29 protein-coding genes are annotated in these 26105 nt (G+C 69.5%); 16 read left to right on the top strand and 13 right to left on the bottom strand.

Features of this window, described 5'->3' with window-relative positions:
- Positions 1 to 27 precede the first annotated feature (27 nt).
- Both H7I87_RS18185 and H7I87_RS18180 read left to right on the top strand, forming a co-directional pair.
- Positions 28 to 450 carry a nitroreductase family deazaflavin-dependent oxidoreductase gene (locus H7I87_RS18185; protein ID WP_003876043.1) on the top strand — a complete coding sequence of 141 codons (423 nt, stop codon included), beginning with the start codon at positions 28 to 30 and terminating at the stop codon, positions 448 to 450.
- A 223-nt stretch (positions 451 to 673) separates the two neighbouring features.
- A complete protein-coding gene (locus H7I87_RS18180) occupies positions 674 to 2215 on the top strand; it encodes a SulP family inorganic anion transporter (protein ID WP_044543362.1) in 1542 nt (513 codons plus the stop codon).
- A 33-nt stretch (positions 2216 to 2248) separates the two neighbouring features.
- On the opposite strand, the gene H7I87_RS18175 is transcribed toward H7I87_RS18180, so the two are convergent.
- Positions 2249 to 3106 carry an LLM class F420-dependent oxidoreductase gene (locus H7I87_RS18175; protein ID WP_023862060.1) on the bottom strand — a complete coding sequence of 286 codons (858 nt, stop codon included), beginning with the start codon at positions 3104 to 3106 and terminating at the stop codon, positions 2249 to 2251.
- 64 nt (positions 3107 to 3170) lie between these two features.
- Here H7I87_RS18175 and H7I87_RS18170 point away from each other — a divergent pair, with 64 nt between their 5' ends.
- Together H7I87_RS18170 and H7I87_RS18165 are read left to right on the top strand one after the other, a co-directional pair.
- Positions 3171 to 4154 (top strand): 2-hydroxyacid dehydrogenase, encoded by a 984-nt coding sequence (locus H7I87_RS18170; protein ID WP_031348202.1) that lies wholly within the window; start codon positions 3171 to 3173, stop codon positions 4152 to 4154.
- 97 nt (positions 4155 to 4251) lie between these two features.
- Positions 4252 to 4677 carry an ATP-binding protein gene (locus H7I87_RS18165; RefSeq protein WP_003876895.1) on the top strand — a complete coding sequence of 142 codons (426 nt, stop codon included), beginning with the start codon at positions 4252 to 4254 and terminating at the stop codon, positions 4675 to 4677.
- Between the two features lie 136 nt (positions 4678 to 4813).
- Here H7I87_RS18165 and H7I87_RS18160 read toward each other — a convergent pair whose 3' ends face one another.
- The 4 genes from H7I87_RS18160 to H7I87_RS18145 all read right to left on the bottom strand — a co-directional run bounded on the left by H7I87_RS18160 (position 4814) and on the right by H7I87_RS18145 (position 9187).
- On the bottom strand, positions 4814 to 6169 hold the full coding sequence (locus H7I87_RS18160; RefSeq protein ID WP_011723354.1) for a WS/DGAT/MGAT family O-acyltransferase: 1356 nt from the start codon (positions 6167 to 6169) through the stop codon (positions 4814 to 4816).
- A 120-nt stretch (positions 6170 to 6289) separates the two neighbouring features.
- Complete coding sequence (gene phoU, locus H7I87_RS18155) at positions 6290 to 6925, bottom strand: phosphate signaling complex protein PhoU (RefSeq protein ID WP_023862057.1); 636 nt, start codon at positions 6923 to 6925, stop codon at positions 6290 to 6292.
- Between the two features lie 57 nt (positions 6926 to 6982).
- Complete coding sequence (locus H7I87_RS18150; RefSeq protein WP_003876342.1) at positions 6983 to 8314, bottom strand: MFS transporter; 1332 nt, start codon at positions 8312 to 8314, stop codon at positions 6983 to 6985.
- Positions 8315 to 8611: 297 nt separating this feature from the next.
- A complete protein-coding gene (locus tag H7I87_RS18145) occupies positions 8612 to 9187 on the bottom strand; it encodes a hemerythrin domain-containing protein (RefSeq protein WP_024636689.1) in 576 nt (191 codons plus the stop codon).
- Positions 9188 to 9400: 213 nt separating this feature from the next.
- Between H7I87_RS18145 and H7I87_RS18140 the strand changes: the two genes are divergently transcribed.
- Together H7I87_RS18140 and H7I87_RS18135 are read left to right on the top strand one after the other, a co-directional pair.
- Entirely contained in the window at positions 9401 to 10285 is an 885-nt protein-coding gene (locus H7I87_RS18140) for a cyclopropane mycolic acid synthase family methyltransferase (RefSeq protein ID WP_033726452.1), read from the top strand.
- A gap of 202 nt (positions 10286 to 10487) precedes the next feature.
- The gene (locus H7I87_RS18135; protein ID WP_003876345.1) at positions 10488 to 10841 is read left to right on the top strand and encodes a VOC family protein; all 354 of its coding nucleotides are present in this window, start codon (positions 10488 to 10490) and stop codon (positions 10839 to 10841) included.
- A gap of 32 nt (positions 10842 to 10873) precedes the next feature.
- Here H7I87_RS18135 and H7I87_RS18130 read toward each other — a convergent pair whose 3' ends face one another.
- The 3 genes from H7I87_RS18130 to H7I87_RS18120 are packed head-to-tail and all read right to left on the bottom strand — an operon-like array spanning position 10874 to position 12653.
- Positions 10874 to 11140: a YdeI/OmpD-associated family protein gene (locus tag H7I87_RS18130; protein WP_003876897.1), complete on the bottom strand. Its 267-nt coding sequence runs from the start codon at positions 11138 to 11140 to the stop codon at positions 10874 to 10876.
- Entirely contained in the window at positions 11137 to 12030 is an 894-nt protein-coding gene (locus H7I87_RS18125; RefSeq protein ID WP_033726453.1) for an SCO6745 family protein, read from the bottom strand. The genes H7I87_RS18130 and H7I87_RS18125 overlap by 4 nt, the downstream gene beginning before the upstream one ends.
- An 8-nt stretch (positions 12031 to 12038) precedes the next feature.
- Positions 12039 to 12653 (bottom strand): PadR family transcriptional regulator, encoded by a 615-nt coding sequence (locus H7I87_RS18120; protein WP_011723359.1) that lies wholly within the window; start codon positions 12651 to 12653, stop codon positions 12039 to 12041.
- 121 nt (positions 12654 to 12774) lie between these two features.
- Between H7I87_RS18120 and H7I87_RS18115 the strand changes: the two genes are divergently transcribed.
- Both H7I87_RS18115 and H7I87_RS18110 read left to right on the top strand, forming a co-directional pair.
- Positions 12775 to 13197, top strand: coding sequence for a nuclear transport factor 2 family protein (locus H7I87_RS18115; RefSeq protein ID WP_003876900.1), 423 nt, complete (start codon positions 12775 to 12777; stop codon positions 13195 to 13197).
- Positions 13198 to 13208: 11 nt separating this feature from the next.
- On the top strand, positions 13209 to 14246 hold the full coding sequence (locus tag H7I87_RS18110; RefSeq protein WP_009974337.1) for an LLM class F420-dependent oxidoreductase: 1038 nt from the start codon (positions 13209 to 13211) through the stop codon (positions 14244 to 14246).
- A 33-nt stretch (positions 14247 to 14279) separates the two neighbouring features.
- Here the strand turns inward: H7I87_RS18110 and H7I87_RS18105 are convergent, their stop codons facing one another.
- A complete protein-coding gene (locus H7I87_RS18105; protein ID WP_011723362.1) occupies positions 14280 to 15497 on the bottom strand; it encodes an MFS transporter in 1218 nt (405 codons plus the stop codon).
- Positions 15498 to 15663: 166 nt separating this feature from the next.
- On the opposite strand from H7I87_RS18105, the gene H7I87_RS18100 reads away from it, so the two are divergent.
- The 4 genes from H7I87_RS18100 to H7I87_RS18085 all read left to right on the top strand — a co-directional run bounded on the left by H7I87_RS18100 (position 15664) and on the right by H7I87_RS18085 (position 18544).
- Positions 15664 to 15945: a hypothetical protein gene (locus H7I87_RS18100; RefSeq protein WP_003876352.1), complete on the top strand. Its 282-nt coding sequence runs from the start codon at positions 15664 to 15666 to the stop codon at positions 15943 to 15945.
- A 102-nt stretch (positions 15946 to 16047) separates the two neighbouring features.
- On the top strand, positions 16048 to 16818 hold the full coding sequence (locus tag H7I87_RS18095; protein WP_009974339.1) for an ABC transporter ATP-binding protein: 771 nt from the start codon (positions 16048 to 16050) through the stop codon (positions 16816 to 16818).
- On the top strand, positions 16815 to 17780 hold the full coding sequence (locus H7I87_RS18090; RefSeq protein WP_033726454.1) for an aliphatic sulfonate ABC transporter substrate-binding protein: 966 nt from the start codon (positions 16815 to 16817) through the stop codon (positions 17778 to 17780). Before H7I87_RS18095 ends, H7I87_RS18090 begins: the two co-directional genes overlap by 4 nt.
- A 62-nt stretch (positions 17781 to 17842) precedes the next feature.
- Positions 17843 to 18544 carry an ABC transporter permease gene (locus H7I87_RS18085; RefSeq protein ID WP_033726455.1) on the top strand — a complete coding sequence of 234 codons (702 nt, stop codon included), beginning with the start codon at positions 17843 to 17845 and terminating at the stop codon, positions 18542 to 18544.
- Here the strand turns inward: H7I87_RS18085 and H7I87_RS18080 are convergent.
- From H7I87_RS18080 to H7I87_RS18065, 4 genes are read right to left on the bottom strand one after another with little or no spacing between them, the layout of a single operon-like run.
- Entirely contained in the window at positions 18541 to 19494 is a 954-nt protein-coding gene (locus H7I87_RS18080) for an NAD(P)/FAD-dependent oxidoreductase (protein WP_033726456.1), read from the bottom strand. The genes H7I87_RS18085 and H7I87_RS18080 overlap by 4 nt on opposite strands.
- Positions 19494 to 20711 (bottom strand): GNAT family N-acetyltransferase, encoded by a 1218-nt coding sequence (locus tag H7I87_RS18075; protein WP_033726458.1) that lies wholly within the window; start codon positions 20709 to 20711, stop codon positions 19494 to 19496. Before H7I87_RS18075 ends, H7I87_RS18080 begins: the two co-directional genes overlap by 1 nt.
- Positions 20712 to 20767: 56 nt before the next feature.
- The gene (locus H7I87_RS18070; protein ID WP_003876359.1) at positions 20768 to 21979 is read right to left on the bottom strand and encodes an acyl-CoA dehydrogenase family protein; all 1212 of its coding nucleotides are present in this window, start codon (positions 21977 to 21979) and stop codon (positions 20768 to 20770) included.
- Entirely contained in the window at positions 21976 to 22623 is a 648-nt protein-coding gene (locus tag H7I87_RS18065) for a TetR/AcrR family transcriptional regulator (RefSeq protein ID WP_009974345.1), read from the bottom strand. The genes H7I87_RS18070 and H7I87_RS18065 overlap by 4 nt, the downstream gene beginning before the upstream one ends.
- Before the next feature lie 146 nt (positions 22624 to 22769).
- Between H7I87_RS18065 and H7I87_RS18060 the strand changes: the two genes are divergently transcribed.
- The 4 genes from H7I87_RS18060 (at position 22770) to H7I87_RS18045 (ending at position 25981) form a co-directional block, all read left to right on the top strand.
- Positions 22770 to 24098, top strand: a complete 1329-nt coding sequence (locus tag H7I87_RS18060) for a sensor histidine kinase (RefSeq protein WP_033726459.1) — start codon at positions 22770 to 22772, stop codon at positions 24096 to 24098.
- A gap of 107 nt (positions 24099 to 24205) precedes the next feature.
- The gene (locus H7I87_RS18055) at positions 24206 to 24988 is read left to right on the top strand and encodes an enoyl-CoA hydratase/isomerase family protein (RefSeq protein ID WP_003876362.1); all 783 of its coding nucleotides are present in this window, start codon (positions 24206 to 24208) and stop codon (positions 24986 to 24988) included.
- Entirely contained in the window at positions 24988 to 25566 is a 579-nt protein-coding gene (locus tag H7I87_RS18050; RefSeq protein WP_023862055.1) for a TetR/AcrR family transcriptional regulator, read from the top strand. Before H7I87_RS18055 ends, H7I87_RS18050 begins: the two co-directional genes overlap by 1 nt.
- A 16-nt stretch (positions 25567 to 25582) precedes the next feature.
- Positions 25583 to 25981 carry a VOC family protein gene (locus tag H7I87_RS18045; protein ID WP_009974739.1) on the top strand — a complete coding sequence of 133 codons (399 nt, stop codon included), beginning with the start codon at positions 25583 to 25585 and terminating at the stop codon, positions 25979 to 25981.
- The last annotated feature ends 124 nt before the right edge of the window (positions 25982 to 26105 follow it).

The following is a 26105-nucleotide window of genomic DNA, read 5'->3' as shown; positions in this document are numbered from 1 at the left end:
ACTGCACGCGCCCGTGACAATGCTGGTATGGCCGACGACATCGAACTGAGCCCCACCGACTGGGTGCGCGAACAGACCGAACGGATTCTGCGGCAGGGCACGACCGACGGGGTCGAGGTCTTCGACCGGCCCGTCGTGCTGGTGACCATGACCGGGGCGAAGTCGGGCAAGAGGCGCTACGTGCCGTTGATGCGGGTGGAACACGACGGCCGGTACGCCGTCGTCGCGTCCAAGGGCGGCGCGCCGGAACATCCCGCGTGGTACTTCAATCTCAAGGCCCACCCGGAGGTGACGCTGCAGGACGGCGACAAGGTTGTCACTCTGCGGGCGCGGGAGCTGGCCGGAGCCGAACGCGAGCAGTGGTGGCGACGCGCGGTCCAGGCCTATCCTCCCTACGCCGAGTACCAGACGAAGACGGCCAGGCAGATCCCGGTCTTTGTTTTGGAGTAATCCAAAAACATTTGGATTCGGTATGCGCCCGGCCGGTCCGGTTGACCCGTTGTCGGGCGTCCGCCTACCTTCGTACCCAGCGGCCGAGGTCTGGCCAGCTGGACAACGACGTTCCTGGTATCTGTAATCGCCTGCGCTGTACGGATATTCGAACCTTCGGCGTGTCGTTACCGGGTGGATATCCAAAAGCCCACCGCCATTGACGAATTCAGGGGAGGGCCCCATGCAACGAGCCGGATCACCAGAGCGGCAAGGTGTGTCGACGTCGCGAAGCGAACGGCTCCGCGAGGTGCTCCGCTACGATCTGCCCGCCTCGTTGGTGGTTTTCCTGGTGGCACTTCCGCTGTCGCTGGGGATCGCGATCGCTTCGGACGCCCCGGTTCTCGCCGGCCTGATCGCCGCGATCGTCGGGGGCATCGTCGGCGGATGGCTCGGGGGATCGCCGCTACAGGTCAGCGGGCCCGCCGCCGGGCTCACCGTCGTGGTGGCCGACGTGGTGGCCGAATTCGGCTGGGGTGTAACCTGTTTCATCACCGTCGTCGCGGGAGTCCTGCAGGTCTTGTTGGGGTTCAGCAGGATCGCCCGCGCCGCCCTGGCCATCTCGCCCGTCGTGGTGCACGCCATGCTGGCCGGTATCGGCATCACGATCGCCCTGCAGCAGGTGCACGTGCTGTTGGGCGGGTCATCCAAGAGTTCGGCCTGGAGCAATGTCACCGGCCTGCCCGCGCAGATTCTCGGTGCGCACCGCCCGGGACTGGTGTTGGGCCTGCTGGTGATCGCGATCCTGGTGGCCTGGCGCTGGGTCCCGGCCCGGCTGGCCATCGTCCCCGGCCCGCTGGTCGCCATCGTGGTGGTCACGATCATCTCAATGGTGCTGCCGTTCAAGGTATCCCGGATCGAGCTGGACGGCTCGGTGCTGGACGCGGTGCGGTTGCCGTCCCTGCCGCACGGGAATTGGGGGGCCGTCGCGATCGCCGTGATCACCGTCACCCTGATCACCAGCGTGCAGAGCCTGCTCACCGCGGTGTCGATCGACCGCATGCACACCGGCCCCCGAACCGATTTCAACCGCGAGCTGATCGGCCAGGGCGCCGCGAACATCGCGTCGGGCGCGCTGGGTGGGCTGCCCATCGCCGGGGTCATCGTGCGCAGCTCGGCGAACGTCAACGCCGGTGCGAAAACCCGCGCTTCGACCATCATGCACGGCTTCTGGGTGCTGGTGTTCGCGGTGCCTTTTGCCGGGCTGGTCGAAAAGATCCCCACCGCCGCGCTTGCCGGCCTGCTGATCGTCATCGGGATCGAGTTGCTGAAGCCGGCGCACATCGAAACCGCTTTGCGCAACGGCGATCTCGCCATCTATCTGGTCACGGTCACCAGCGTCATCTTCCTCAACCTGCTGCACGGCGTGCTGATCGGTCTGCTGCTCGCCGTGGTGGTGACCGGGTGGCGGGTGGTGCGGGCCAGGATCGAGGCCGAACCGGTGGGCGACGGATGGCACGTCGTCATCGAGGGGGCATGCACCTTCCTGGCGTTGCCACGGCTGACCGGCGTGCTGGCCTCCATCCCCGAGCGCACCTCGGTGACCGTGCACCTGCTCACCAACTATCTCGATCACGCCGCGCATCAGGCGATCGGCGACTGGCAACGACGGCACTGCGCCACCGGTGGAACGGTCGAGGTCCGCGACACGACCGAGCCGGCGGCGCGGCGCCGCAACTCGCACCTGAGCCTGGTCGAACAGGTCTCTTCGCCCGGGGGCGCGTGACGCCGGCGCCCGGGGGCGCGTGACCTGCGCGCGCTACCTCAGGTCGGCGGCCACCCGCTCCAGCGCGGCGAGGTGCTCGTCGACGCCGGCGAACCCGGCCTTCATGGTGTTCACCGAAAGATGCGTGGCCCCAGCGGCTCTCCACGCGGCGATGTCGCCGGCCAGCTTGTCGCGGTCGTCGGTCCAGCTGACCCGGCCTTCCATCCCGAGGCTCGTGGGGTCGCGGCCGGCCGCCTCGGCCGCGCGGGTCACCTGCTCGAGCGCGTGGTCCAGGCCGGGTCCCGGTTCGGTCATCGGGAACCAGCCGTCGCCGAGGCGGCCGGCGCGTTCGAAGGCGCGATCGGAGGCGGCGCCGAACCACACCGGGATCGGCCGCTGGACCGGCAGCGGGGCCAGTCCCGCCGCGGTCACGGTGTGGTATTTGCCGTCGAAGGTGACCGAGTGTTCGGTCCACAGCCTGCGCATCAGCTCGACCTGCTCCTCGGAGCGCTTGCCGCGATTGGTGAACGTCTCACCGAGCGCTTCGTATTCGACGGCGTTCCAACCCAATCCGATGCCGAGCCGGAAGCGGCCACCAGTGAGCAGGTCGACCTCGGCGGCCTGCTTGGCCACCAGCACCGACTGGCGCTGCGGCAGGATGATGACGCCGGTGACCAGTTCCAGCGAGGTGATCGCCGCCAGGTAGCCGAACAACACGAACGGCTCGTGAAAGGTCGAGTCGATGTCGTAGGGACCCCGCCACCCCCGGTGCACCCGCGGGTCGGCGCCGACGACGTGGTCGTAGGCCAGGATGTGGGTGAACCCGAGCTCCTCGACCCGCTGCGCGTAGCTGCGCAGCACCGCGGGGTCCGATCCGATCTCGGTCTGGGGGAAGACGACTCCGATGCGCATTCGCGGTTCAACCGCGTCCCGACGCGATTCCTTCCCGCGTTGCCGCGTCGGCGATGATGGAGGCGTGGCGGTGACAAAGCTCAGCGGCGTGTTCCGGGTCGGCGAATTGGAGCCGGCGTTCGGAGAAGAGCTGGCCGCGCGCTACGACGTCCCGAGACTGCCCGACGGTGCCGCGCGCGACCGGTTCCTGGCCGAGCATGCCGCCGAGGTGCGGGCGCTGCTGACCTGGGGACGGCCCGGAGTGGACGCCGCCCTGATCGCGGCGTTGCCCAACCTGGAGGTCATCGTCAACAACGGCGCCGGTGTGGACCTGATCGACACCGCGGCCGCCGACCGCCGTGGAATCGGCGTCAGCAACACCCCGGACGTGCTCTCCGATACCGTCGCCGACACCGCGCTGGGCCTGATCCTGATGACGCTGCGCCGGTTGGGCGCCGCCGATCGGTATGTGCGGGCCGGGCGGTGGGCGCGCGAGGGGCCGTTCCCGTACGGCCGGGACGTCAGCGGGCTCCAGGTCGGCATCCTGGGCCTGGGTCGCATCGGCTCGGCGATTGCGACCAGGCTGCGCGGATTCGACTGCGCCATCGCCTATCACAACCGCCGGCGCATCGACGGCTCCCCGTATCGCTATGCCGCCTCCGCCGTCGAGCTCGCCGAATTGGTCGACGTGCTGGTGGTCGCCACCACCGGCGACCACCAGGCCCACAAACTCGTCGACCGCGCCGTGCTGCGCGCCCTGGGCCCCGAGGGTTACCTGATCAACATCGCCCGGGGCAGCGTCGTCGACCAGGAGGCGCTGGTGGAGATGCTGGCCGGCGGTGAACTGGCCGGCGCGGGGCTGGACGTGTTCGCCGACGAGCCGCACGTGCCCGCCGAGTTGGTCGGCCTGGACAACGTGGTGCTGCTGCCGCACGTCGGCAGCGCCACCGCCCGGACCCGGCGGGCGATGGCTTCGTTGGCGCTGCGCAATCTCGACAGCTACCTGGCCACGGGTCAACTGGTGACGCCGGTGCTGCGGCCGCGCCGCCGGATTCCGGACCGCAACTGATCCGTGGTCGAAGCGATACCCGGAAAAGGTTATCGCCGCCCCCGCAACGGGGTATGCGGCACTCATGAGCCCACTACCGTCGCAGACTGCCACGCCGGTGCGGTTGACGCTGGCCGGCAGCGCCCGCCCCGACACCGTGACGGCGTGGCGCCGCGCCCTGCACCGGTGGCTGCAGCACGAGGTGCGGGCGCCCGACGACGTGCGTGACGACGTGGTGCTGGGAGTCAACGAGGCGCTGGCCAATTGCGTCGAGCACGCCTACCGCTCGCACCGCGGAACCGGCGCGATGAAGCTGCAGGCCAGCTACGACCCGGGCGCCGAGTCGATCCGGGTGTGCGTGAGCGACCGCGGCCGGTGGCAGAGCCCGTCGTGCCGGCTGTCGAGCGACCCACGCGCGTCCCGCGGCATCATGCTGATGCACAACCTGGCCGAGCACTGCACCATCCACGCCCGCCCGGACGGTACCAGCGTCTACCTGGATTACGCTCTCGACCCGAATCCCGTTGGTGCTCAACGGGTTTGAAGTCGATTAGCTGCCAACGGGTGCCGACGGGGTGAACTTCACCGGCAACGGGTCGTCGCAGGCCAGCGCCATGTCGGGCAGACAGTGCTGCACCGGAAACCGGCCGGGCCGCAACGGGTAAGCGGCGCAGCGCTTCTCAGACGCCGGCGGCCAGCTCCAATTCCTTCAAGGACGCCTCCAGATGGCCGAGCATCCGCTGCAGATGCGGCACGCTGCGCCGGCAGCCGACGAGGCCGAAGTCGAGGTTGTCGGCGTTGTTGGTCACGGTGATGTTGACCGCCTGACCGTCCAGCGGGATGGACAGCGGGTAGTTGCCGTCCAGCCGGGCGCCGCGCCAGTACAACCGCTCCGAGCGGCCGGTCGACACGTTCGAGATGACGATGTTGAACGGCGGCGACGCCGTCGACAGGTAGCCGGGGATCAGCCCGAAGAACAGCCCGCCGATGTTGAAGGCGGACAGCGCCAACTGCTGCACCGGCGGCAGCTGCCAGAACACCTCCTTGGTGTCGCGGATCGACGCGCTGATGATCTCCAGCCGCTTGGCGGGGTCGTCCAGGTCGGTGGCGAGGTTGCACAGGAAGGTGCCGACCAGGTTGCCGCCGCGGTCGTCGTCGGGCTTGCGCAGGTTGACCGGAACCATCGCGGTGAGCGGGGCGTCCGGCAGGGCGTTCTGGTCGAGCAAGTAGGCGCGCAGCGCGCCCGACGACATCGCGAGGATGACGTCGTTGACCGTGGCGCCGGTGGCCGCCTTGACCGCGTTGATGCGCTCCAGCGGCCAGGACTGCGCGGCCACCCGCCGGGCGCCGCCGATGCGGACGTTGAACATCGAGCGCGGCGCTTGAAACGGCAGGGTGAGTTGCTGTTCGAGCAACGCGGCCCGGGCGAGCTTCAGCGTGGACGGCGCCAGGGCGAGCGCCGACCCGGCGGTGCGGCCGGCCCGCTCGAGCAGCGACGGGCGTCGGCGTGGTCCGCGCTGGCGCGGCGCCAGGCTCCAGGGCACCCGGACCTCGTCGTCGTCGGGATCGGGGGTGAAGGCCCGCTGCACCAGCCGCAGCGCGGACACCCCGTCCATCAGGGAGTGGTGGTACTTGGTGTAGACGGCGTACCGGCCGTCCTGGAGCCCTTCGACCAGATGCGCCTCCCACAGCGGGCGGTGCCGGTCGAGCAGGCTGCCGTGCAGCCGGGACGCCAGCTCCAGCAGGTCGCGCACCCGTCCGGGTTCGGGCAGCGCCGAGCGGCGCAGGTGGTAGTCGAGCTCGACCTCCTTGTCGATCGACCAGGCCAGGTTGGTGACGCCGCCGAAGAACGCCGGGTGCTTGCGGAAGGTGGGCTGCACGTCGGTGCACTCGAGCATCGCCTGATAGCTCTCGCGCACGAAATGCGGGCCGGCGTCCGGCGGCGGCTCGAAGAGCTGCAGCGAGCCCACGTGCATCGGATGCTCGCGTGACTCGCCGATGAGGAACAACGCATCCGTCGGTGAAATCGGTTCCATGGTTGTCGCACCCGCCTGTCGCCTCTGTCGCCTGTGGCGCCGTGATCGCCGCCCGCGGTCTGGACGGCCTACCTCCTAATAGCCCGAGCGCGCGTCGGCCACACCCGGATGTGCCGGTGTCTAACCCCCGGTGGCCTGGAAGATGACGCGCCGCGCGATCTCGACGGCGTGGTCGGCGAAGCGTTCGTAGAAGCGGCCCAGCAGCGTGGCGTCCACCGCGGCGGCGACGCCCGGCGTCCACGCCGGGTCCATCAGCACCGACAGCAGCCGGCGATGCAACTCGTCCATCGTGTCGTCGTCGCGGCGGATCTGCGCCGCCCGGCGCGGGTCCTGGGACAGCAGCACCTCGCGCGCACCGGCGGCCAGCGCCTCGGCCGCCTCACCCATGGCCGCGATGATCGGCCGCACCTCCGCCGGCACGGCGCTGTCGGGGTGGCGCCGGCGGGCGATCTCGGCGACGTGCACCGCCAGCTCGACCATCCGCTGGGCGTCGGCGGCGATCCGCAGCGCGCTGACCACCGCGCGCAGATCCGTGGCCACCGGCGCCTGCAACGCCAACAACGCGAACGCGGTCTCCTCGGCCTGCAGGCCCAGGGCGGCGATGCTGTGCTGGCGGGTGATGACACCCTCGGCCGTCAGCAGGTCGGCGTCCAGCAGCGCGTGGGTGGCCTGCGCGATCGCGTCGGCGGCCATTGCGCACATCTCGGCGAGCCGCGCGTTGAGCAGACACAGCCGCCGGTGGAAACCGGACCTCATCCGTGACGGATAACCCGTCACCGCCAAATAAACGTGTGCGCGATAAACGTTCCCGGGCTAGCGGACGTCGTCGGCCAGCGCGCGGGCCTCCCGTTCGGTTTCCACCGCGGGCCCCGAGCCCGGCAACGGTTTGCCGGCGACCTCGGGGGTGAACAGCAGCGTGACGGCCCCCACCGCGCCACCGAAGATCAGCATGTAGGCCGGCACCATCACGTTGCCGGTGGCCGACACCAGCGCCTGGGCGATCAGCGGGGTGACGCCGCCGACCAGCGATATCGAGATGTTGTAGGAGATGGCCAGCGCCCCGTAGCGCACGTTGGTGGGAAACAGCGCCGGCAGCATGGCCGGCCCGGTGCTGTCGAAGCACAGTTCCATCAGCCCGATCAGCAGCACGCCGATGAAGATCACCGGATACACGCCGCCGAATCGGATCAGCAGGAACGCCGGCACCGAGGCGCCGATCAGCAGCGCGCACCCGGTCCACATGATGGGTTTGACACCGATGCGGTCGGACAGGCTGGCGACGGCCACCACCGTGGCCATCAGGATGGCCAGCGTGGTCACGATCATCACCAGCCCGGCCGTGTGTCCGACCCGCACGAACAGCCGGAGATAGGTGGGCAGATAGCCGGTGAGCATGAAGTCGGCGACCTGGGAGGTCAGCACCAGCGCCGCGCAGATCAGCATCGGCCGCCACTGCTGCGCCACCGTGCGCCGGATCTGTTGGCGGCCTTGGCCGCCCGGCGTGTGCGGGCTGTCGTTGGCGCTCTGGTAGGCCGAGGACTCTTCCAGCCGCAGCCGCAGGTACAGCGCGACCAGACCGAACGGCAGCCCCAGCAGCAGCGGAATTCGCCAGCCGTAGCTCAACATGTCCTGGTCGGGCAGCCAGGTCTGCAGCCCGGTGACCAGCATGCCGGCCAGCACGAACCCCACCAGATTCCCCATCGGCAGGAAGCCGACCATCATGCCGCGCTTGTGGTCGGGGGCCTGCTCCACCAGGTAGGTCATCGCGCCGACGTACTCGCCGCCGGTGGACAGACCCTGGAATATCCGGGCGATGACGAGCAGGATCGGCGCCCAGATGCCGATGCTGCTGTAGGTGGGCAGCAGGCCGGTGGTGGTGGTGCTGACCGTCATCATCAGGATGGTGACGACCAGCACCCGGTGGCGGCCGATGCGGTCGCCCAGCGGGCCGAAGATGAACCCACCGAGCGGACGGACGACGAACGCCGCGGCCAGCGTGCTGAAGGTCGCGATCAGGTGCAGGCCGCTGACGCTCTTACCCGGATAGAACACCTCGGCGAGCGTGGTCGCGATGTACCCGTAGACACCGAAGTCGTACCACTCCATGAAGTTTCCGATCGCGGTGCCCATGATGGTTTGACGCATCGCTGGATCGGCGACCCTGATTTCTTTACGTGCCCATTTCCTCCGGCGGCGGCGAATACCCATTGACTGATGGCTTACCCGAAACTTTCCGGGCACGAACCAGCGGGGGTGGGCTAACAGCGGTGACCGCGCTGCGACCCGGCCCGGTCGCAGCCGCTCGGCCACCTCGGGCGACACGCGCCGCGGGGGCGTCAAAGGCCAGCTAGGGCGGGGTACTGCGGTTCGGCGGCGACGGTGTCGCGCGCGGTGTGCGGCGGCGTCCGGTTATTCGCGTCACGTTCGGCTCGATCGGGCCGGTCATTGGCCCTTGAGGCTGCCGATGCGCAGCGAGAAGTCGGCCGGTTTGGGCGGCTGGGCGTTGTGGACCTGCTCGACGTAACCGGCCGGGTCGCGATCGATGATCGGCAAGCCCTCGGTGGTGGGATGCTCGGCCATGAACTCGGCGTACTGGCGCCCGAGCGCTTCGCGCAGGCCGATCGGTGCGGTGCGCCGGAAATCCGACAGCCCTTCGCGTTCCTCCTCGGCCATGTGGTCGTCGTTGGCCTCGCGGGTGCGTCCCACCGCGGCCCACCACTGCTCGGTGCCCGGCTGGGCCGCGTTCGCCGCACACACCCCGTCGCGGATGTCGTTGTGATCGCCGATCGCGTCGAGGGTCTCGCCCTCGGCGTCCGCACTGCCGCGCTTGAGCAGCTGGGGATAGAAGATCTTCTCCTCGATGTAGGCGTGCACGTCGAGCTTGTCGGCGAGCGGCCGCCACACCCGCTGCAGCGCGTCCCGGTCGTCGGCGGCCTGGGCCTGCAGGTAGTCGAGCCGGGCGAACTGCTCGCGGAACCAGTCGTGGTCGGCGAGGATCAGCATGGTGATGTCGGCCATCCGCGTCCTGCCTTCCGCCGGTCGATCTGGGCTGGCCTACCCGGCTTCCCGGCCCGGCTAACACCGCGCCCCGAGGATCAACCCAATTGACGCCCAGGTAAGCGATCTGCCGGCCGGGGGCCGCCGACGCGGCGGATACACTGAGGCAGCCGCGAGGCGACCGGCCACGGTCGCGCCCGTCAAACCCGATCAGAATAAGTCAGAGGTTGTGCCTTGTCCGAGAACACCGGCGATGCCGTCAACTTGCAACCGCATTTCGACGACGTCCAAGCGCACTACGACCTGTCCGACGAGTTCTTCGCGCTGTTCCTGGACCCGACCCGGACCTACAGCTGCGCGTATTTCGAGCGGGACGACATGACGCTGGAAGAGGCGCAGATCGCCAAGGTCGACCTGTCGCTGGGCAAGCTGGGATTGCAGCCGGGCATGACCTTGCTCGACATCGGCTGCGGCTGGGGCACCACGATCGTGCGCGCGCCGGAGCGCTACGACGTCAACGTCGTCGGCCTCACGCTGAGCCGCAACCAGCAGGCGCACGTGCAGCGCCGGCTGGACAACCATCCGTCCCCGCGCAGCAAGCGGGTGCTGCTGCAGGGCTGGGAGCAGTTCGACGAGAAGGTCGACCGCATCGTGTCGATCGGTGCCTTCGAGCATTTCGGCCGCGACCGCTACGACGACTTCTTCAAGATGGCCTACGCGGCGCTCCCGGACGACGGAGTGATGATGCTGCACACCATCATCAAGCCCAGCGACGAGGAGTTCGCCGAGCGCGGCCTGCCCATCACCATGACCAAGCTGCGCTTCATGAAATTCATCATGGACGAGATCTTCCCGGGTGGGGACCTGCCCCAGGCCAAGGGCGTCATCGAGCACGCGCAGCGGGCCGGCTTCGGTGTGCAGCGGGTGCAGGCGCTGCGCCCGCACTACGCCCGCACCCTGGACACCTGGGCCGCCGCGCTGCGGGCGCGCCGCGACGAGGCCATTGCGATCCAGTCCGAAGAGGTCTACGACCGCTACATGAAGTACCTGACGGGTTGCGCGGACCTGTTCCGTGAGGGCTACACCGACGTCGCGCAATTCACCCTGACCAAGGGCTGACGTCGGGCCTGCGCCCGGCGCGGTTTACCGGCGCATTCCGGTAGGTAACTCCACGGCAATACCCCAATCCCCGCTTTGCGCAGCGTATTTCACGGTCAACGATCGGGTGGTCGCGGTCGCGGCCCGACCGCGATTGGCCGAATCTTCCTGCGCGACGGGTGTTTCCATTACCCTGATAGCCGATCCGGCCACGGGAGGCGCCATGAGCGAGCACGAAGCGAAGATGATCATCTTGTCGACCGACGACCTGGACGAGTCGATCCGGTTCTACAGCGAGACCCTGGGTATGCCGCTGAAGTTCCGCGACGGGGCGCACTTCGCCGCGCTCGACGCGGGCCCGGTCACCCTGGCGCTGGCGACCGCGGTGGACCACCCGATCCCCGGCCAGGTGGTGGTGGGCATCAAGACCGCCGACGTCGACGGCGCGGCCAGGGCCGTCGAGGCCAGCGGCGGTGGCATCGTCAAGGGCCCCTACGACGATGCTCACGAACGACGCGCCGTGGTCTATGACAACAAAGGCAACGGCCTGGTCTTCTACAAACCGTTGGGCCGGTAGCGGCGCTCGCGCGCGAGAGTGCCGACGCGCGACTACTTTCCGGTGCGCTCGCGGTGTTTGCACCCCGGCCAGCAGCAGGGCCGCCGCTTGCCTTCCTCCAACTCCTCGACGGTGCGGCGGATGCGGCGCTCCCGGGTCGCCTGCTGCTTGGCGTCCTCGACCCAGCAGATGAACTCGTTTCGGGCCAGCGGCGTGATGTCGTTCCACGCGGCGAGCGCGGTGGCGTTGCCGATCAATGATTCGCGCAGGTCGGCGGGTAGCTTGTGCACCACCCCGCCGGGCAGTGGCCGGCCGCTCATCGGGCCACCAAATGCGCGCTGTCGTCGTGTAATTCGTCGCGGCGCAACGTCATCGGGGTGACGGCGGGGATGTCGCCGCCGGCGATCACCGCGCGGGTGATCGGGGTGAGCGCCTCGAACAGCGTCTCCACCTCGTCGTCGGTCAGCGCGTCGAGCGCCGACAGGGCCAGCGCGTCGGTGGTCGCTTCGATGTGGTCCTTGCACTGTCGGCCGGCGGCGGTCAGCGCGCCGTCGCCGTCGAGCAGGCCGCGCTCGGCGAGGCGCTGTTCGTGCCGGCGCCAGGATGCCTCGTCGTAATCGCGGGTGCGGGCGATGTAGTCGCGCGACACGTTGCCCGCCGCGGCGTGCAGGACGTTGGACTCGCGACCGGAGATGCCGGCGGCGGCCAGCACCGCCACGTGCGCGTCACCGCGCTGCTCGCGCAACAGCGTCGTCGCGTGCCACAGCGCGGCCAGCGGATCCTCCGGCCAGGGCAGCGCCAGATTGGCGGCGAACAGCGGGCGCCCGTCCAGCGGTGCTCCCCGGGCCGCCTTGGCCGCGAGTTCGGCTGCCACGGCGACGTTTTCATCCGGGCGCAGGCCGTAGCGGCGCAGCGCGGCGACCGCGGACTCCTGCCGCGCCCGAAGCGCGGCCTGCGGGCCCGCGATCTCCCAGGCCGCCGGCAGCGCCTTGGCCACCCGTTCGGGGGCGAAGTTGTAGAAGATCGCGGCCACCACCTCGCGCGGCACCGCACCCAGCGGCGCCGAGCGGGCCGCGAAATAGCCCATCCAGAATCCGCGGTAGCCCAGGGCGTCCAGCGCGGCCCGCGCCTCCGGCGCGAAGTACGTCACCGCGTGCACCGGCTCGTAGCGATCGAAGAAGCGTCGGGCCAGCAGCGGTTGTCGTCGCATGCTGGCAGTTAACCATTGGTTGCCGGACCCACCAAGCGCGAATCCCCGGCGTCGGAGTCGGCGTCGGTGGTCGGGAGCCGTCGTGCGATGACGGCCAGCGCGTGCTCGGCCCAGCGAATGTTGTCTTCCTCGAAGGAGATTCCGCGGATCAGCGTGAGGTACGGGCCGATCCGTTCGGCGCGGGCCAGGTAGTCCTCTTCGCTGCGGCCGTCCAGCAGGCGGGCCCGCAGTCGTTGGTAGCGCGCCAATTTCGCGGTGGCCCAGTCCCGTCGCTCGCGGATGGCGTCGCGGACCGCCCGCATGTCGCCGGCGTCGGCGGCCTGGACCTTGATCAGCAGTTCGTCGCGGATCACCGACGGCCGCGGCGCCGTCGCGGTGAACCGCCGGATCGCCGCGCGCCCGGCCGCGGTCAGCGAGAACATGCGCTTGTTGGGCCGGCGCTGCTGGTGCACCACCCGCGCCCGGATCAACCCCTGCCCGGCCAGCCGGTCGAGCTCCCGATACAGCTGCTGAGGGGTGGCCGGCCAGAAGTTCGCGACCGAGGCGTCGAAGTCCTTGGCCAGGTCGTATCCCGACGATTCGCCCTCCAGGAGGGCGGCCAACACCGCGTCACGCAGCGACACCGGACGATCATACAACCACATGAATAATCAATAAAGTGACTAAGCGCACGCTGGACATATGCGGCCGATCGGCCTAGCGTCAACCCCACCTACTCAACAAGTTGACTATGCGAGGTCGCCGATGCATCCGTTCCGCCGGGCCGTCGAAGAGCGCGACGAGCAGGCCATCCAGGCGCTGCTGGCCGACACTGTGGTGTTCACCAGCCCGGTGGCGTTCAAGCCCTACGTCGGCAAGCCGATCACCGCGGCCATCCTGCGCGGGGTCATGCGGATCTTCGAGGACTTCCGGTACCTCCGCGAGATCGGCGACCCGGGCGGCCGCGACCACGCCCTGGTGTTCGAGACCGGCATCGCCGGGGCACCCGGGATCAGGATCACCGGCTGCGACTTCCTGCACTGCGACGACGACGGTCTGATCGACGACTTCATGGTGATGGTGCGGCCGCTGTCGGGTGCGACGGCGTTGTCCGAGGCGATGGGCGCCCAGTTCGCGCGCATCCAGCAGGAGGCGGTCGAATTGGCCAATCGATTCGGCACCGCGTAGAAGTAGTGACCATGCGGATCGGATTGAGCATCAACTATGCGGGCGGTTTCAAGGACGTGGCCGCCGAGGTGGCCGACCTGGAAAACGCCGGGCTGGACATCGTTTTCGTGCCCGAGGCGTACTCGTTCGACGCGGTGAGCGCGCTGGGCTACCTGGCGGCGAGCACCCAGCGAGTCGAGCTCGCGTCGGGCATCCTGCAGCTCTACACCCGGACGCCCACCCTGACCGCGATGACCGCGGCCGGCCTGGACTACGTCTCCGACGGACGGTTCACCCTCGGCCTGGGAGCGTCGGGTCCGCAGGTGATCGAGGGCTTCCACGGCGTGCCCTACGACGCCCCGATCGGGCGTACCCGCGAAGTGATCGAGATCTGCCGCCAGGTGTGGCGGCGCGAGCCGGTGCAGCACCGGGGCAAGCACTACACGATCCCGCTGCCCGCCGACCGGGGAACGGGGCTGGGTAAACCGCTCAAGCTCATCAATTCGCCTGTCCGCGAACGGATTCCGATTCTAGTGGCCGCGCTGGGGCCCAAGAACGTCGAGATGGCGGCCGAGATCGCCGAGGGCTGGCAGCCGATCTTCTATCTGCCCGAGAAGGCGCGCGACGTGTGGGGCGAGTCGCTGGCCGCCGGCCGGGCCAAGCGCGCCGCCGAGTTGGGTGAGCTGGAGATCTACGCCGGCCCGGTGTTGGCCATCGGCGAAAACACCGAGCCGCTAAGGGAATTCGTCAAGCCGCACCTGGCCCTCTACATCGGTGGGATGGGCGCCAAGGGCAAGAACTTCTACCATGCGCTGGCCACCAAGTACGGATACGGCCCGCAAGCCGACCGGATCCAGGAGCTCTACCTGGCCGGCGACAAGGACGGGGCCGCCAAGGTGGTGCCGGATGATCTGGTGCGCGACGTGAACCTGATCGGCAGCCGGGAGTTCGTCAAGGAGCGGGTGGCGGCGTTCCGGGAGGCCGGGGTGACCACCTTGAACGTGGCGCCGATGGCGTCCACCCCCGCCGAGCGGGTCAAGCTGATCGAGGCCCTGCGCCAACTGGTGTGACGCGTACCGGGCAGGCGCGTCGGCTCGACGAAATCAGTTCTGCCGGTGGTCATCTCGTCGCAGCCGGGCCGCTCTGCCGACCGCCGCCGTTACGGCCAGCACCGCCATGCCGGACAGGATCGCCGTCGCGACCCCGGGGCGAACGCTGGCCAGTATCAGCGGCAGCCCGAAGCCGATGTAGGTGACCACGTAGAACAGCCCGGTCAGGCCGCCGCGCAGGCGTTGCGGCGCGGCGGCCTCCAGATCGATCAGCCCTTCGCGCAGACACAATCCGGACGCGCACCCCAGGACCACGAACAGCGGTACGCCCAGCGCCGGGGTCAGGGTGGACGGCGCCGCGGCGGCCACCGCGTAACCGAGGGCGGCCAGCACCGCGCCGGCGGTGCCCGCCTGAGGCCCCCAGCGCAGCGCCCGGGCCAGCACCTGGACCGCGCCACTGACCCCGTTGACGATCAGGGTGGCGGTGCCGGCGGCCACCGGAGCGGCCAACGCGGTGTGCAGCCGGCCGGGAATGGTGACGAAACCCAATGTGGCCGAGGCGAACACCCACGGCGCCAGTGGCATCGCCCAACTCAACGCCCGCGAAATACCCTGCGGCGCAGCATCCGCCGTCTCCTCGCCGTCAGGATCCGCCGGCGCCGTCACCGGGGACGGCTGCGGCGCGGCGACGACGGCGAACGCCGCCAGCGCGAGGATCGCGGCGGCGAGCGCGAACGACGCCCGGACGCCCGAGGGTCCGGCCCAGGCGAGCACGCCCCCGGCGAACGGCCCCACGGCGAAACCGGCGGTGAGCACCGCTCCGGCGGTCGCGGCGCCGGCGGGACCTCTCAGATCGGACGCCCAGGCGGTGCCTGCACTGATGGCCAGGCCCACACCGAGCCCGACGATCAGGCGTCCCGCGAACAACGCGGGGCTGTGCTGGGACAGCAGCATCGCCACCGTCCCCACCAGCGCGGCCGCCGAACCGGTCAGCGCCACCGGCCGGCGCCCGAGCGCGTCCGAGGTTCGGCCGCCGACCAGCAGCCCGGGCAGCAGGCCCAGCGCGTAGATCCCGAAGATCCCGTCGAGCGTGGTGGTGGCGAGGTGGTCGCGGTCGCTGATCGCCGGCATCAGCCCGACGAAGTGATTGGCGACCCAGCCCGTGGCCAGCAGCAGGCCCAGCACGCCGACGAACAGCGGTGCACCGGTGGGTGGCTGGGGGTCCGTTCGGCCGGGGCGGTTGCGGGCGGCGCGCACGTTCGACGACATCACTGACGGTAGTAACACACGGTCACCGGGCCGGTTATTCCCGCGCCGGCCGACCGTCCCGCCGGGGGCCGGCGTGCAAACATGGCTTCGGTCGGTGCGCACCGCACCGCGGGGTTTGAAATCAGGCAATTCGGTGTACAGATACCACTACTCGTCCCGAGGAAGGCAAATGATGAAGTACATTGCGGCAGCCGCGATCGCGCTCTCCGTCCTGCTGTCCAGCGCGTGTTCGGCCTCACAGGTCATCAACACCGGCGGCGACACCAAGTGCAAGGACTTCACCACACAGGACGAAAAGAAGCAGAACGACGAAGTCAGCAAGATGCTCAAGGACAAGAGCGGCACCGATCCGAGCAACGTCGAGATCTCTGCGACGCGGCTGTCGGCGATGACGTACTGCCAGACGGTCGGGAAGCCGGACACCAAGATCTCCGAGGCGCCGCACGGCTGACGGCCGGCCGGTCTTCGAATCACGATCACCGCAAATCTAGTGGGCGCTGCCGCGGGTTCCTAGGCTGCCCGGGTGGTCTCGACCAACCCGGCGCCGGCACGTGTGACGCTTCGCCACGTCGATCGGACGTTCGGAACGCACACCGTGCTGCGCGACGTCGACGTCGAGATCGAACCGGGTGCGGTGGTCGCGCTGCTCGGAGCGTCCGGTAGCGGCAAATCGACGCTGCTGCGGCTGGTTGCCGGGCTGGACCGGCCCAGCGGGGGCCGGATCGAAATCGACGGCAAGGCGGTTCGCGGGATCGACCCGCGCTGCGCCGTGGTGTTTCAGGAACCGCGGCTGCTGCCGTGGCGGTCGTTGGCGGCCAACGTCGCCTTCGGACTGCCGCGCGGCACCGAGCGGCCGGAAAGAACTGCGGCCGTGCAGCGTTGGCTCGACGTCGTCGGCCTGCGCGAATTCGCCGGCCACTACCCGCGTCAGGTCTCCGGCGGCATGGCCCAACGCGCCGGCCTGGCGCGTGCCCTGGCGCGGCAGCCCAGCGTCCTGTTGCTCGACGAACCGCTGGCCGCGCTGGACGCGCTGACCCGGTTGCGGATGCAAGACCTGCTCGACGCGGTGCAGCAACGGGCCGGTACCACAACGATTTTGGTGACGCACGACGTGGAGGAGGCCGTGCTGCTGGCCGATCGGGTGCTGATCCTGCGCGGCGAGGAGGGCGGCGCGGCGACCGTCGCGGCGACGCACGACGTGGCGATCCCCAAGCCGCGCGACCGCGGTGATCCGCGCATCGCCGCGCTGCGCGAACAGTTGTTGGAGGAAGTCGGTGTGCCGCGACGCGGATACGCCATCGAACAGGAGGCGAAAACGTCGTGAGGCCAAGGCATCTGACGGCATTGGCGGTGGTCGCCGCGGTCACCGCGGTGTCCGGCTGCGGTTCGAGCAGCGGCACCACGACGACCAAGGACCTGCACCTCGACTACGCGTACTACAACCCGCTGAGCCTGGTGATCCGCGACCAGCAGCTGCTGGAGAAGAAGGGCTACCACGTCACCTGGGTGCTCTCCCAGGGCAGCAACAAGGCCAACGAGGGACTGCGGTCCAAGGCCCTGGACTTCGGCTCCACCGGCGGTTCCCCCGCACTGCTGGCGCGGGCCAACGGCACCCCGATCAAGACGGTCGACGTCTACGCCCGGGGCGAGTGGACCGCGCTGGTGGTCGCCAAGAACTCGCCCATCAACGCAGTGGCCGATCTGAAGGGCAAGAAGGTCGCGGTCACCAAGGGCACCGACCCGTACTTCTTCCTGTTGCAATCGCTTGCCACAGCGGGGCTTTCGCCCGCCGATATCGAGATCGTCAACCTGCAGCACGCCGACGGCAAGACCGCGCTCGAACGCGGCGACGTCGACGCATGGTCCGGATTGGACCCGTTCATGGCCGAGACGATCCAGCAGCAGGGCTCCCGCATCATCTACCGCAACCCGGATTTCAACTCCGGCGGTGTGCTGAACGCTCGCGAGGATTTCATCACCGCCCACCCGGATTCCGTCCAGTTGGTGGTCGACACCTATGAGGAGGCCCGCAAGTGGGCGAAGACGCACCCGGCCGAGCTGGCGGCATTGCTGGCCTCGCAGGCGAAGGTGAGCCAGAGCGTGGCCCAGGAGGAGCTGGGTCGAACGGCTTTGAACATCGACCCGGTGCCGGGGGATTGGCTGCGCGCCGTGCTGACCCGGATCGAGCCGCTGGCGGTGGCCGACGGCGACATCAAATCCGACGACGCCGGACGCAACGCACTGAACACGCTGATCGAGCCGAAGTACGCTCGGCAAGCCCGCTGACGCCGCGCTCCCGGCGGCTGGGCGGGCTCTCGATCGGCCTGATCGTCCCGGCGCTGCTGCTGGTGGCGTGGCAGCTCGCCACCGCCGTCACCGGATTCTTTGCGCCCAGCCAACTTCCGCCTCCCGGAGACGTGGTGGCCGCGTTGAGTGACTTGGCGCGGCACGGCGAACTGTGGACGCACCTGAGGGCCAGCGGCTGGCGGGTGCTGGCCGGATATGCGTCCGGGGCGGCCGCCGGGCTGGCGCTGGGTTCCCTCGTCGGGCTGTCGGCCACCGCGCGCAGGCTGCTGGCGCCAACCGTGGCCGCATTTCGCACCGTGCCCTCGTTGGCCTGGGTTCCGTTGCTGCTCTTGTGGTTCGGTATCGACGAGACACCCAAGATCCTGATGGTGGCCGTCGGCGCGTTCTTTCCGGTCTACACGACGTCGGCCTCGGCGCTGTCCCACATCGACGCCCACCTGGTCGAGGTGGGGCGAGCCTACGGTCGGCACGGGGTGTCGCTGTTGACCGCGGTGCTGCTGCCCGCCGCGGCGCCGGAACTGGTGAACGGGTTGCGATTAGGCCTAGCCAATGCGTGGCTGTTCGTGGTGGCGGCCGAGCTGATCGCCTCCTCGAAGGGACTCGGTTTCCTGCTGATCGACAGTCAAAACAGCGGGCGCACCGACGTGATGCTGCTGGCGATCGTGCTGCTGGCCGGGCTGGGCAAACTCAGCGACGCCGCGCTGGGCGCCGTCGAGACCCGGATCGCCCGGCGGCGCGGCTAATCGAGCAGCAGCTCCGCGGGTATGTCGTCGGACAGCGCGGCCCGCGCCAGCAGTTCGCCGAGCAGCGGACCGAACTTCATCAGGTTGGCGCCGACGAACGCGAGCACCCGGCCCCGCCGCGCCACGGTCCAGCCGTCGCCACCCGAATCCAGCCACGGCGCACGGACACTGACGCAGTCCACCCGGTCCACCGCGACCAGCGACGGGAACAGGGCGCGCACCGTCGCGGGGTCGGCGACCTCCTGCCCGAACGCCCACCGCCCGGTGCCGCCGAGCGGCAACCCGTAGCCCTCGGGCGCCGACAGGCACGCCGCTCCGGTCGCATCCGCGCCCCGGTAGGTGAACCGGGTGTGCGGCACGAAGTCGACGCCGAGCGGGCCGAACAGCTTCGGCGTCGCCGCCCCCGCGCAGATCAGCACCCGATCGGCGCGCAGCACGGTGCCGTCGGCGAGCATCGTGCGGCCGTCGTCGGCCACCGACATCACCTCGCCGCGCCGGATGACGACGCGGCGTGCCAACGTGGTCAGCGCGCGGCGGATCCGCAGGCTGCCGCCCAGCGGATCGAAAATTCCGGTCTCCCAGGGCACGTCGGCGAACGGGATCCGCTCGGCGATGCCATCCCGATCCAGCCGGGAGAACGCGGCGCCCGCCCGCTCCATGGCCTGCGCGACCCCGTCCGCCGCGGCGCCGGCGGCGATGAAGCCCTCCGAACCCAGCAGCCGCCCCACCCCGAACTCGGCCTCCCACCGCTGCCAGCCCGCCCGGGCGTCAAAAGCCAACCGGCACAACGACTCTCGCTGGTGGGCGATCCGGAAGATCCGGGCCAGCCCGGCGGACTGCTCGCCGAACGGCTGCCCTTTTTCCAGCACAACCACGTCGTCGTGGCCGCGGCGCGAGAGCTCGTGGGCTGCCGCGAGGCCGCACACCCCCGCACCGATGACCACGATCATCAGAAGAAGAACCCGGCGTGCGGCGCCTCGGGCACCGCGAACAGCCGATCGGCGACCGCCAGCGCCCCCGGATCGCGGGCCCGGGCCAGCCCGGCCACGGCGAGGTCGCGCCACGTGGTGCCGCCGAGCAGCACGGCGGCCAGCCCCTCGACGTCGACATCGACGTCGGCCGGCCCGTCGGTCACCGCCACACCGCCATCCGCGATGCGCAGGTACACCGAATTGTCCTGCAGCAGCGGGTCGTTGACCGCGACGGTGAGCGTCTCGTCGCCGCAGTAGCCGCGGGCGGCCAGCGCCGCCCGCGCGTCGACCACGCGGAGCCACGTCTCGTCGTGTACCGCGGTGACCCGCGCCGCCCGCCGGTCGGCCAGCAGCCAGGGCAGCGGATCGTCCAATGGCAGCATCCAAAATTGCACGCGGTCAACCAGATCCAGGCCGAGCAGGAACCGCAGCAACCCGAGGTAGGCCTCGGCGGTGGGCGCGAAGAAGTCCTCGACCACGATGGTGCGCTCGTCGCTGACGAACCACCGCTCGGTGTCGATCGGGCGGTAACGGACGAAACCGGTTTCGGACCCCGGCGCGCCGTGCACCGCGACATACGTTGGGCCCGGGGCGGATTCGGTGCGCAACCGCACACCCTGCCACCACACCCGCGGACGGTCGATGGTGCCCGGGCGCGCCGGGCGATGCTCGGCGTAGATCCGGGGCAGCACCTCCCACGCCTGTGCGGTGTCCAGTAATCGCACCGGGCCGCCCGGCCCGACGTCGCGGCGCAGCGCCGCCCGCGCGGTGTGCACCGTCACCGATTGCGACGAGCTCGCGACGCCGTAGCCGTAACGACCGTAGATCGTCGCCTCCGAGGCCCGCAGCGTCGCCACCACCTCGTTGCGTGCCGCGAAGTCGCGCAGCTGATGGCGCACCAGGGCGGTGGCGATGCCCTGCCGGGTGAACGACGGCAGCACCCCGATGTGGGTCACGGCCGCGTGACCCACCAGCGCCCCGCCGGGCAGCGTCAACCGGCTGGTCACCGCGTCGGCGGTGCCGACGAGTTGCCCGCCGGCGTAGGCCCCGATGGTGCGGCCCGGCTCGAGCAGCGTGCCGATCTGGCCGGGTGCCAGCCCCGCCAGCGGCGCGAACCCGACCATGGCGGTGCGGAACACGTTGGCGGCGGCGATCAGGTCGTCTTCGTCCTCGAGAACCCGGATCTCGATAGCCATGCCGCCATCATGTCGCGCGCGGCCGGTGGCGCCGCCCGCGGGAGGTCGCTACCCGGTCACCGGATGGGCAGGCCGGTCAGTGCCCGGGAGATGACCAGCCGCTGGATCTCGCTGGTGCCCTCGAAGATGGTGAAGATCTTGGCGTCGCGGTGCATCCGCTCCACCGGGTAGTCGCGGGTGTAGCCGTTGCCGCCCAGGATCTGGATCGCCTCGTCGGTGACGTACACCGCGGTTTCGCTGGCCACCAGCTTGGCCATCGAGCCCTCCGCGGCGTCGAAGGCCTGGTTGTTGCGGGCCATCCAGCCGGCCCGCCACACCAGCATCCGGGCGGCGTCGATACGGCACTTCATGTCGGCCAGCTTGAACGCCACCGCCTGGAACTCGCCGATCTTGCGGCCGAATTGCTCGCGCTGGCAAGCGTATTCGAGCGCATACTCGTATGCGGCCCGTGCCACCCCGACGGCCATCGCGCCGACCGTGGGCCGGGTGCGCTCGAAGGTCTTCAGCGCGGCCTGCCCGCGGGCCGAGGCGCCGGACTTGACCCGGGCGATCCGCTCCTCGAACTTCTCCCGGCCGCCCAGGATGTGGTCTGCCGGCAGCCGGACGTCGTCGAGCACCACCTCGGCCGTGTGCGACGCGCGGATCCCGTGCTTTTTGAACTTCTGCCCCTGCGCCAGCCCCTTCACCCCGGCCGGGACGACGAAGGTGGCCTGCCCGCGGGCGCCCAGCTCCGGATAGACCGACGCCACCACGATGTGCACGTTGGCGATCCCGCCGTTGGTGGCCCAGGTCTTGGTGCCGTTGAGCACCCACTCGCCGGTGGCTTCGTCGTAGCGGGCGCGGGTGCGGATGGCGCCGACGTCGGAGCCCGCATCGGGTTCCGACGAACAGAACGCGCCCAGCTTGGGTTCGTCGGCGGTGCCGAACATCTCGGGCAACCAGCGGCCCAGCTGTTCGGGCGTGCCGTTGCCGGCCAGCGCCGCCGCGGCCAGCCCGGTGCCCATGATGGACAGCGCGATTCCGGCGTCCCCCCAGAACAGCTCTTCGAACACCGTCAACATGCCCAGGCCGGTGGGCTCGGCGGCCTGCTGGGCGAACAGGTCGGGCGAGTACAGCCCCACCTTGGCGGCCTCCTGGATCACCGGCCAGGGGGTCTCCTCACGCTCGTCCCATTCCGCGGCGGCGGGGCGGACGACGTCGGCCGCGAACTGGTGCACCCAGTCGCGCACCTCGATCACGTCATCGGACAGCTGCAGGGAAAACGTCACGTCTGTGCTCCTGAATCATTGTCGTTGTCGTTCAAAGGTTTTCGCCGGTTCGTGTACTGTGCGAGGACGCTGACCGTTTGGTTGACCCAGGCCTCGAAGTAGCGGTCCTCGTCGGTGTTGCCGGGCAGCCGGCCGGTGAGCGCTTGCAGGGTGGCGGCATAGGACAGCGACCCGATCGCCACGGCGGCGGCCGCTTCGGGATCGGGGATGCTGGTCCGCCCGGCACGATTGGATGCGGCCAATTCGTCGGCGAAGCGTTGGTAGGCGTTGTCGGTGATCACCTGCCAGGTCTTCTCGTCGAGATCGCCGAGCTCGTCGGGCTCGCGCAACATGACCTTGAGCAGATCCTCGCTTTGTTTGAGGTTGTTCCAGATCAGCTGCCCGGCGGTGCGCACCGCCTGCTCGACGCTGCCCGGCTGCCCCGCGTCGTACTGCTCTCGCGCGGTCACGATGCTCTCGATCCGGTGCGCGACCGCGGCCTCGAGCAGCTCGCGCTTGGAGCCGAAGTGTTTGTAGAGCGCCCCGGACCCCGGCGCCAGGCCCGACTCGCGCTGGATGTCGGCCACCGACGTCGCCGCGTATCCCTTCGCGGCGAACAGCCGCAGCGCCGCGGACAGCAGCCGGTCCCGTCCCGAGCTGAGCATGGTGAGAGAGTACTCACTCACCATGCACGGGGCAAAATGGTGCCCGCGCTCGGCGCGCGAGGGGGAGAAGGCGATGCGGTTAGCGTTAGATTCTTGCCGAACTGAAGGAGCCTGACATTCGCGTCTTACCGCGCATACAGCTGCCGATGCGGGTGCTGTCGCTGCGCACCATCGTCATCGTGGCCGCGATCTCGGTGATGACCCTGGTCGTCCTGCTGGGCACCTGGGTGTGGGTGGGCGTCACCAACGACCAGTACAACCAGCTGGACCGCCGGCTCGATTCGGTCAGCAGCCTGGGCGACATCAGCAGCCTGCTCACCAACCCGCAGCACAACAGCCCGGACCGCGCCACCCAGGACGGCAACCTGGTGCGCACCGCGCGCATCGGCGGCGTGACCGTGTCGGTGCCGAGCAACATCGTGTTGCCGCAACTTCCCGACGGTTACGCCAACACCACGATCAACGGGGTGCAGTACCGGGTCCGCACCTTCACTGCGGGCCCCGCCTCGATCGCGCTCGCCGCGCCGCTGGCCGAAGCCCAGCACCGGATCAACGAACTGCACCTGCGGGTGTTGTTGATCTGCGCCAGCGTGATCGGCGGCACGGTGGTGGTGGGCTGGGTGATCTCGTTGATCATGGTCAATCCGTTCCTGCTGCTGGCCCAGCAGGCGCGCGCGATCAACGCCCAGTCCAGCCCGGACGAGGTCCAGGTGCGCGGCGTGCGCGAGGCCGTCGAGATCGCCGAGGCGGTCGAGGGCATGCTGGCCCGCATCGGCAAGGAACAGCAGCGCACCAAGGCCGCGCTCGAGTCGGCCCGCGACTTCGCGGCCGTCGCCTGCCACGAGCTGCGCACGCCGCTGACCGCCATGCGCACCAACCTGGAGGTGCTGTCCACCCTGGACCTGCCGCACGAGCAGCGCCAGGAGGTGATCGGCGACGTCATCCGCACCCAGAGCCGCATCGAGGCCACGCTGACCGCGCTGGAGCGGCTGGCCCAGGGCGAGCTGACCACCGTCGACGATTTCGTCCCGTTCGACATCACCGAGCTGCTGGACCGCGCCGCCCACGACGCGCTGCGCGTCTACCCCGACGTGGAGGTGTCGCTGGTGCCCTCGCCGACGGTGCTGATGATCGGGCTGCCCACCGGGCTGCGGCTGGTGATCGACAACGCCATCGCCAACGCCGTCAAGCACGGCAACGCCGGCAAGATCCAGCTCACCGTCAGCAGCTCCGGCGAGGGCGTGGAGATCGCCATCGACGACGACGGCAGCGGGATTCCGGAGTCCGAGCGCGCCACCGTGTTCGAACGTTTCGCCCGCGGGTCGACGGCGTCGCGCTCGGGTTCCGGGCTGGGCCTGGCGCTGGTGGCCCAGCAAGCCGAATTACACGGCGGCACAGCAGAATTGCAGAACAGCCCGCTGGGCGGTACCCGGCTGCTGTTGCGGCTCGCCGGAGACGGGCGCGGACCGGCGTAGCGGGCCGATCAAGACAGGGCACTCGACGTCAAGCCACGCGCCCTTGTGTTAGTAGAGCGCTCTATATAATCTGATGCCCGGGGGCAGCGGATCCGAAAGGCACATCGATGAACGCCAGCGCCGAACACATCCGGTATGAGAAGCGGGGCCGGATCGCCACCATCACCCTGGACCGGCCAGCCTCGCGCAACGCGATCGATCCGGCGATGGACCGGCGGCTGCGCGACATCTGGGCCGAATTCCGCGACGACGACGGCGTCGACGTCGCGATCCTGACCGGGGCGGGTGAGGCGTTTTGCGCCGGCGCCGACCGCAACACCTGGTTTCACCAATGGCTCGATGCCGACGCGGCGGTGGTGCGTCGCAACGCCAAAGGCGTTGGCTTCGGCGGCATCACCCGCGGACTGCACCGCATCACCAAGCCGGTGATCGGGGCGGTCAACGGTTGGGCGCTGGGCGCCGGCCTGGAGCTGGCGCTGGCCTGTGACATCCGGATCGCCTCCGAGCGGGCGATGTTCGGTGTGCCGTTGGTGGGCCTGGGTTTTCATCACGGCGACGGCGGCATCTCACGGCTGGTCGATACCTGCGGGCTGGCCGTCGCGCTGGATCTGGAATTGAGCGGCGAACCCATCGACGCCCAGCGCGCGCTGCAGGTCAACCTGGTCACCCGGGTGGTGGCCCACGACGACTTGATGACGGCGGCCCACGCCCTGGCCGAGCGCATTGCCGGTTATCACCAGGCCGCGGTGCGCTCGGCCAAGGACACGGTGCTCGACGTGGTCGGGCGACCGCTGGACGAGCAACTCGAGCGGGAGGCGATGAGCGCCTACTCCATCGATCGGCACAGCGCCCGCGAGATCATCGCCGCGGTCGGGATGCGGGGCCACTGATGGCCACGGCGACCCGCGAACGGTTCCTGACCGCGGCCACCGGACTCTTTCGGCGCCAAGGCTATTCGGGCACCGGCCTCAAACAGATCGTCGCCGAGAGCCGGGCCCCGCTGGGCTCGTTGTATCACTTCTTCCCCGGCGGCAAGCAAGACCTGGCCGTGCAGGCGATCGCCCACACCGCCGAGCGCTACCGGGAACTGCTCGACCGGGTGTTCGCCAAGTCCACCGACATCGGGCAGGCCACCGTCACGTGGTTCAACTGGGCCGCCCGCGCCCTGCAGGAAACCGACTACGCCGACGGCTGCCCGATCGGCACGGTGGCCTGCGAGGTCGCCAGCAGCAACGAGGCGCTGCGGCAAGCCACCCAGGCGGTGTTCGCGTCCTGGCAGTCCCGGGTGGCCGCCGAACTGATCGGCGCGGGCGTCCCGACCGCGCAGGCCCGCCGGCTGGCGACGTTCGCGGTGGCCAGCCTGGAGGGGGCGATCCTGCTCGCCCGGGCGCACCGCAGCACCCGGCCGCTGCGCGAGACGGGCCGCGTCGTCGCCGACACCCTGCGCGCGGCCACCGACCGCGGCTGACCGGGCGACTCGACTCATGCTCGGCCACCTCGGCATCAACGTGCCCGACCTGTCCGTCGCCAAGCGGTATTACGACGCGCTGATGCCGCTGGTCGGATTCGAGCCGTTCTTTGCCGCCGCCGACGAATTCTCCTATCGACCGGCCGGCAACAAGCCGGGCACCTACCTGTTCTTCTATCCCGCGGCCGAGCCGCACGAGTACTCGGCACAACGCACCGGCCTTCAGCACCTGGCATTCATGGTGCGAGGACGCTCGGCGGTGCACGAGGTGCACACCCATGTAATTCGAATTGGCGGCACCGTCATTTACCCGCCGCGCCATTTCCCGCAATATCCCGGCCACTATTACGCCACCTTCTGGTACGACCCCTTCGGCATCAAACTCGAGGCCGTCTGCCACCACGACCGGGATTAGCCGACGGCCCCGACCGCACGACTTCCGGGATTTTTGTGACAGCCGAGTCCGGAGTGGTCGTTGAGGTTTATCGCCGACTCCTTATGGGAACTCAGGAATTTCACGTTTGGGAGCCGTTTGGAAG

The organism is Mycobacterium timonense (genome assembly GCF_025821985.1).
GTDB lineage: Bacteria > Actinomycetota > Actinomycetes > Mycobacteriales > Mycobacteriaceae > Mycobacterium > Mycobacterium avium.
This window is presented reverse-complemented; position numbering and strand designations above follow the sequence as displayed.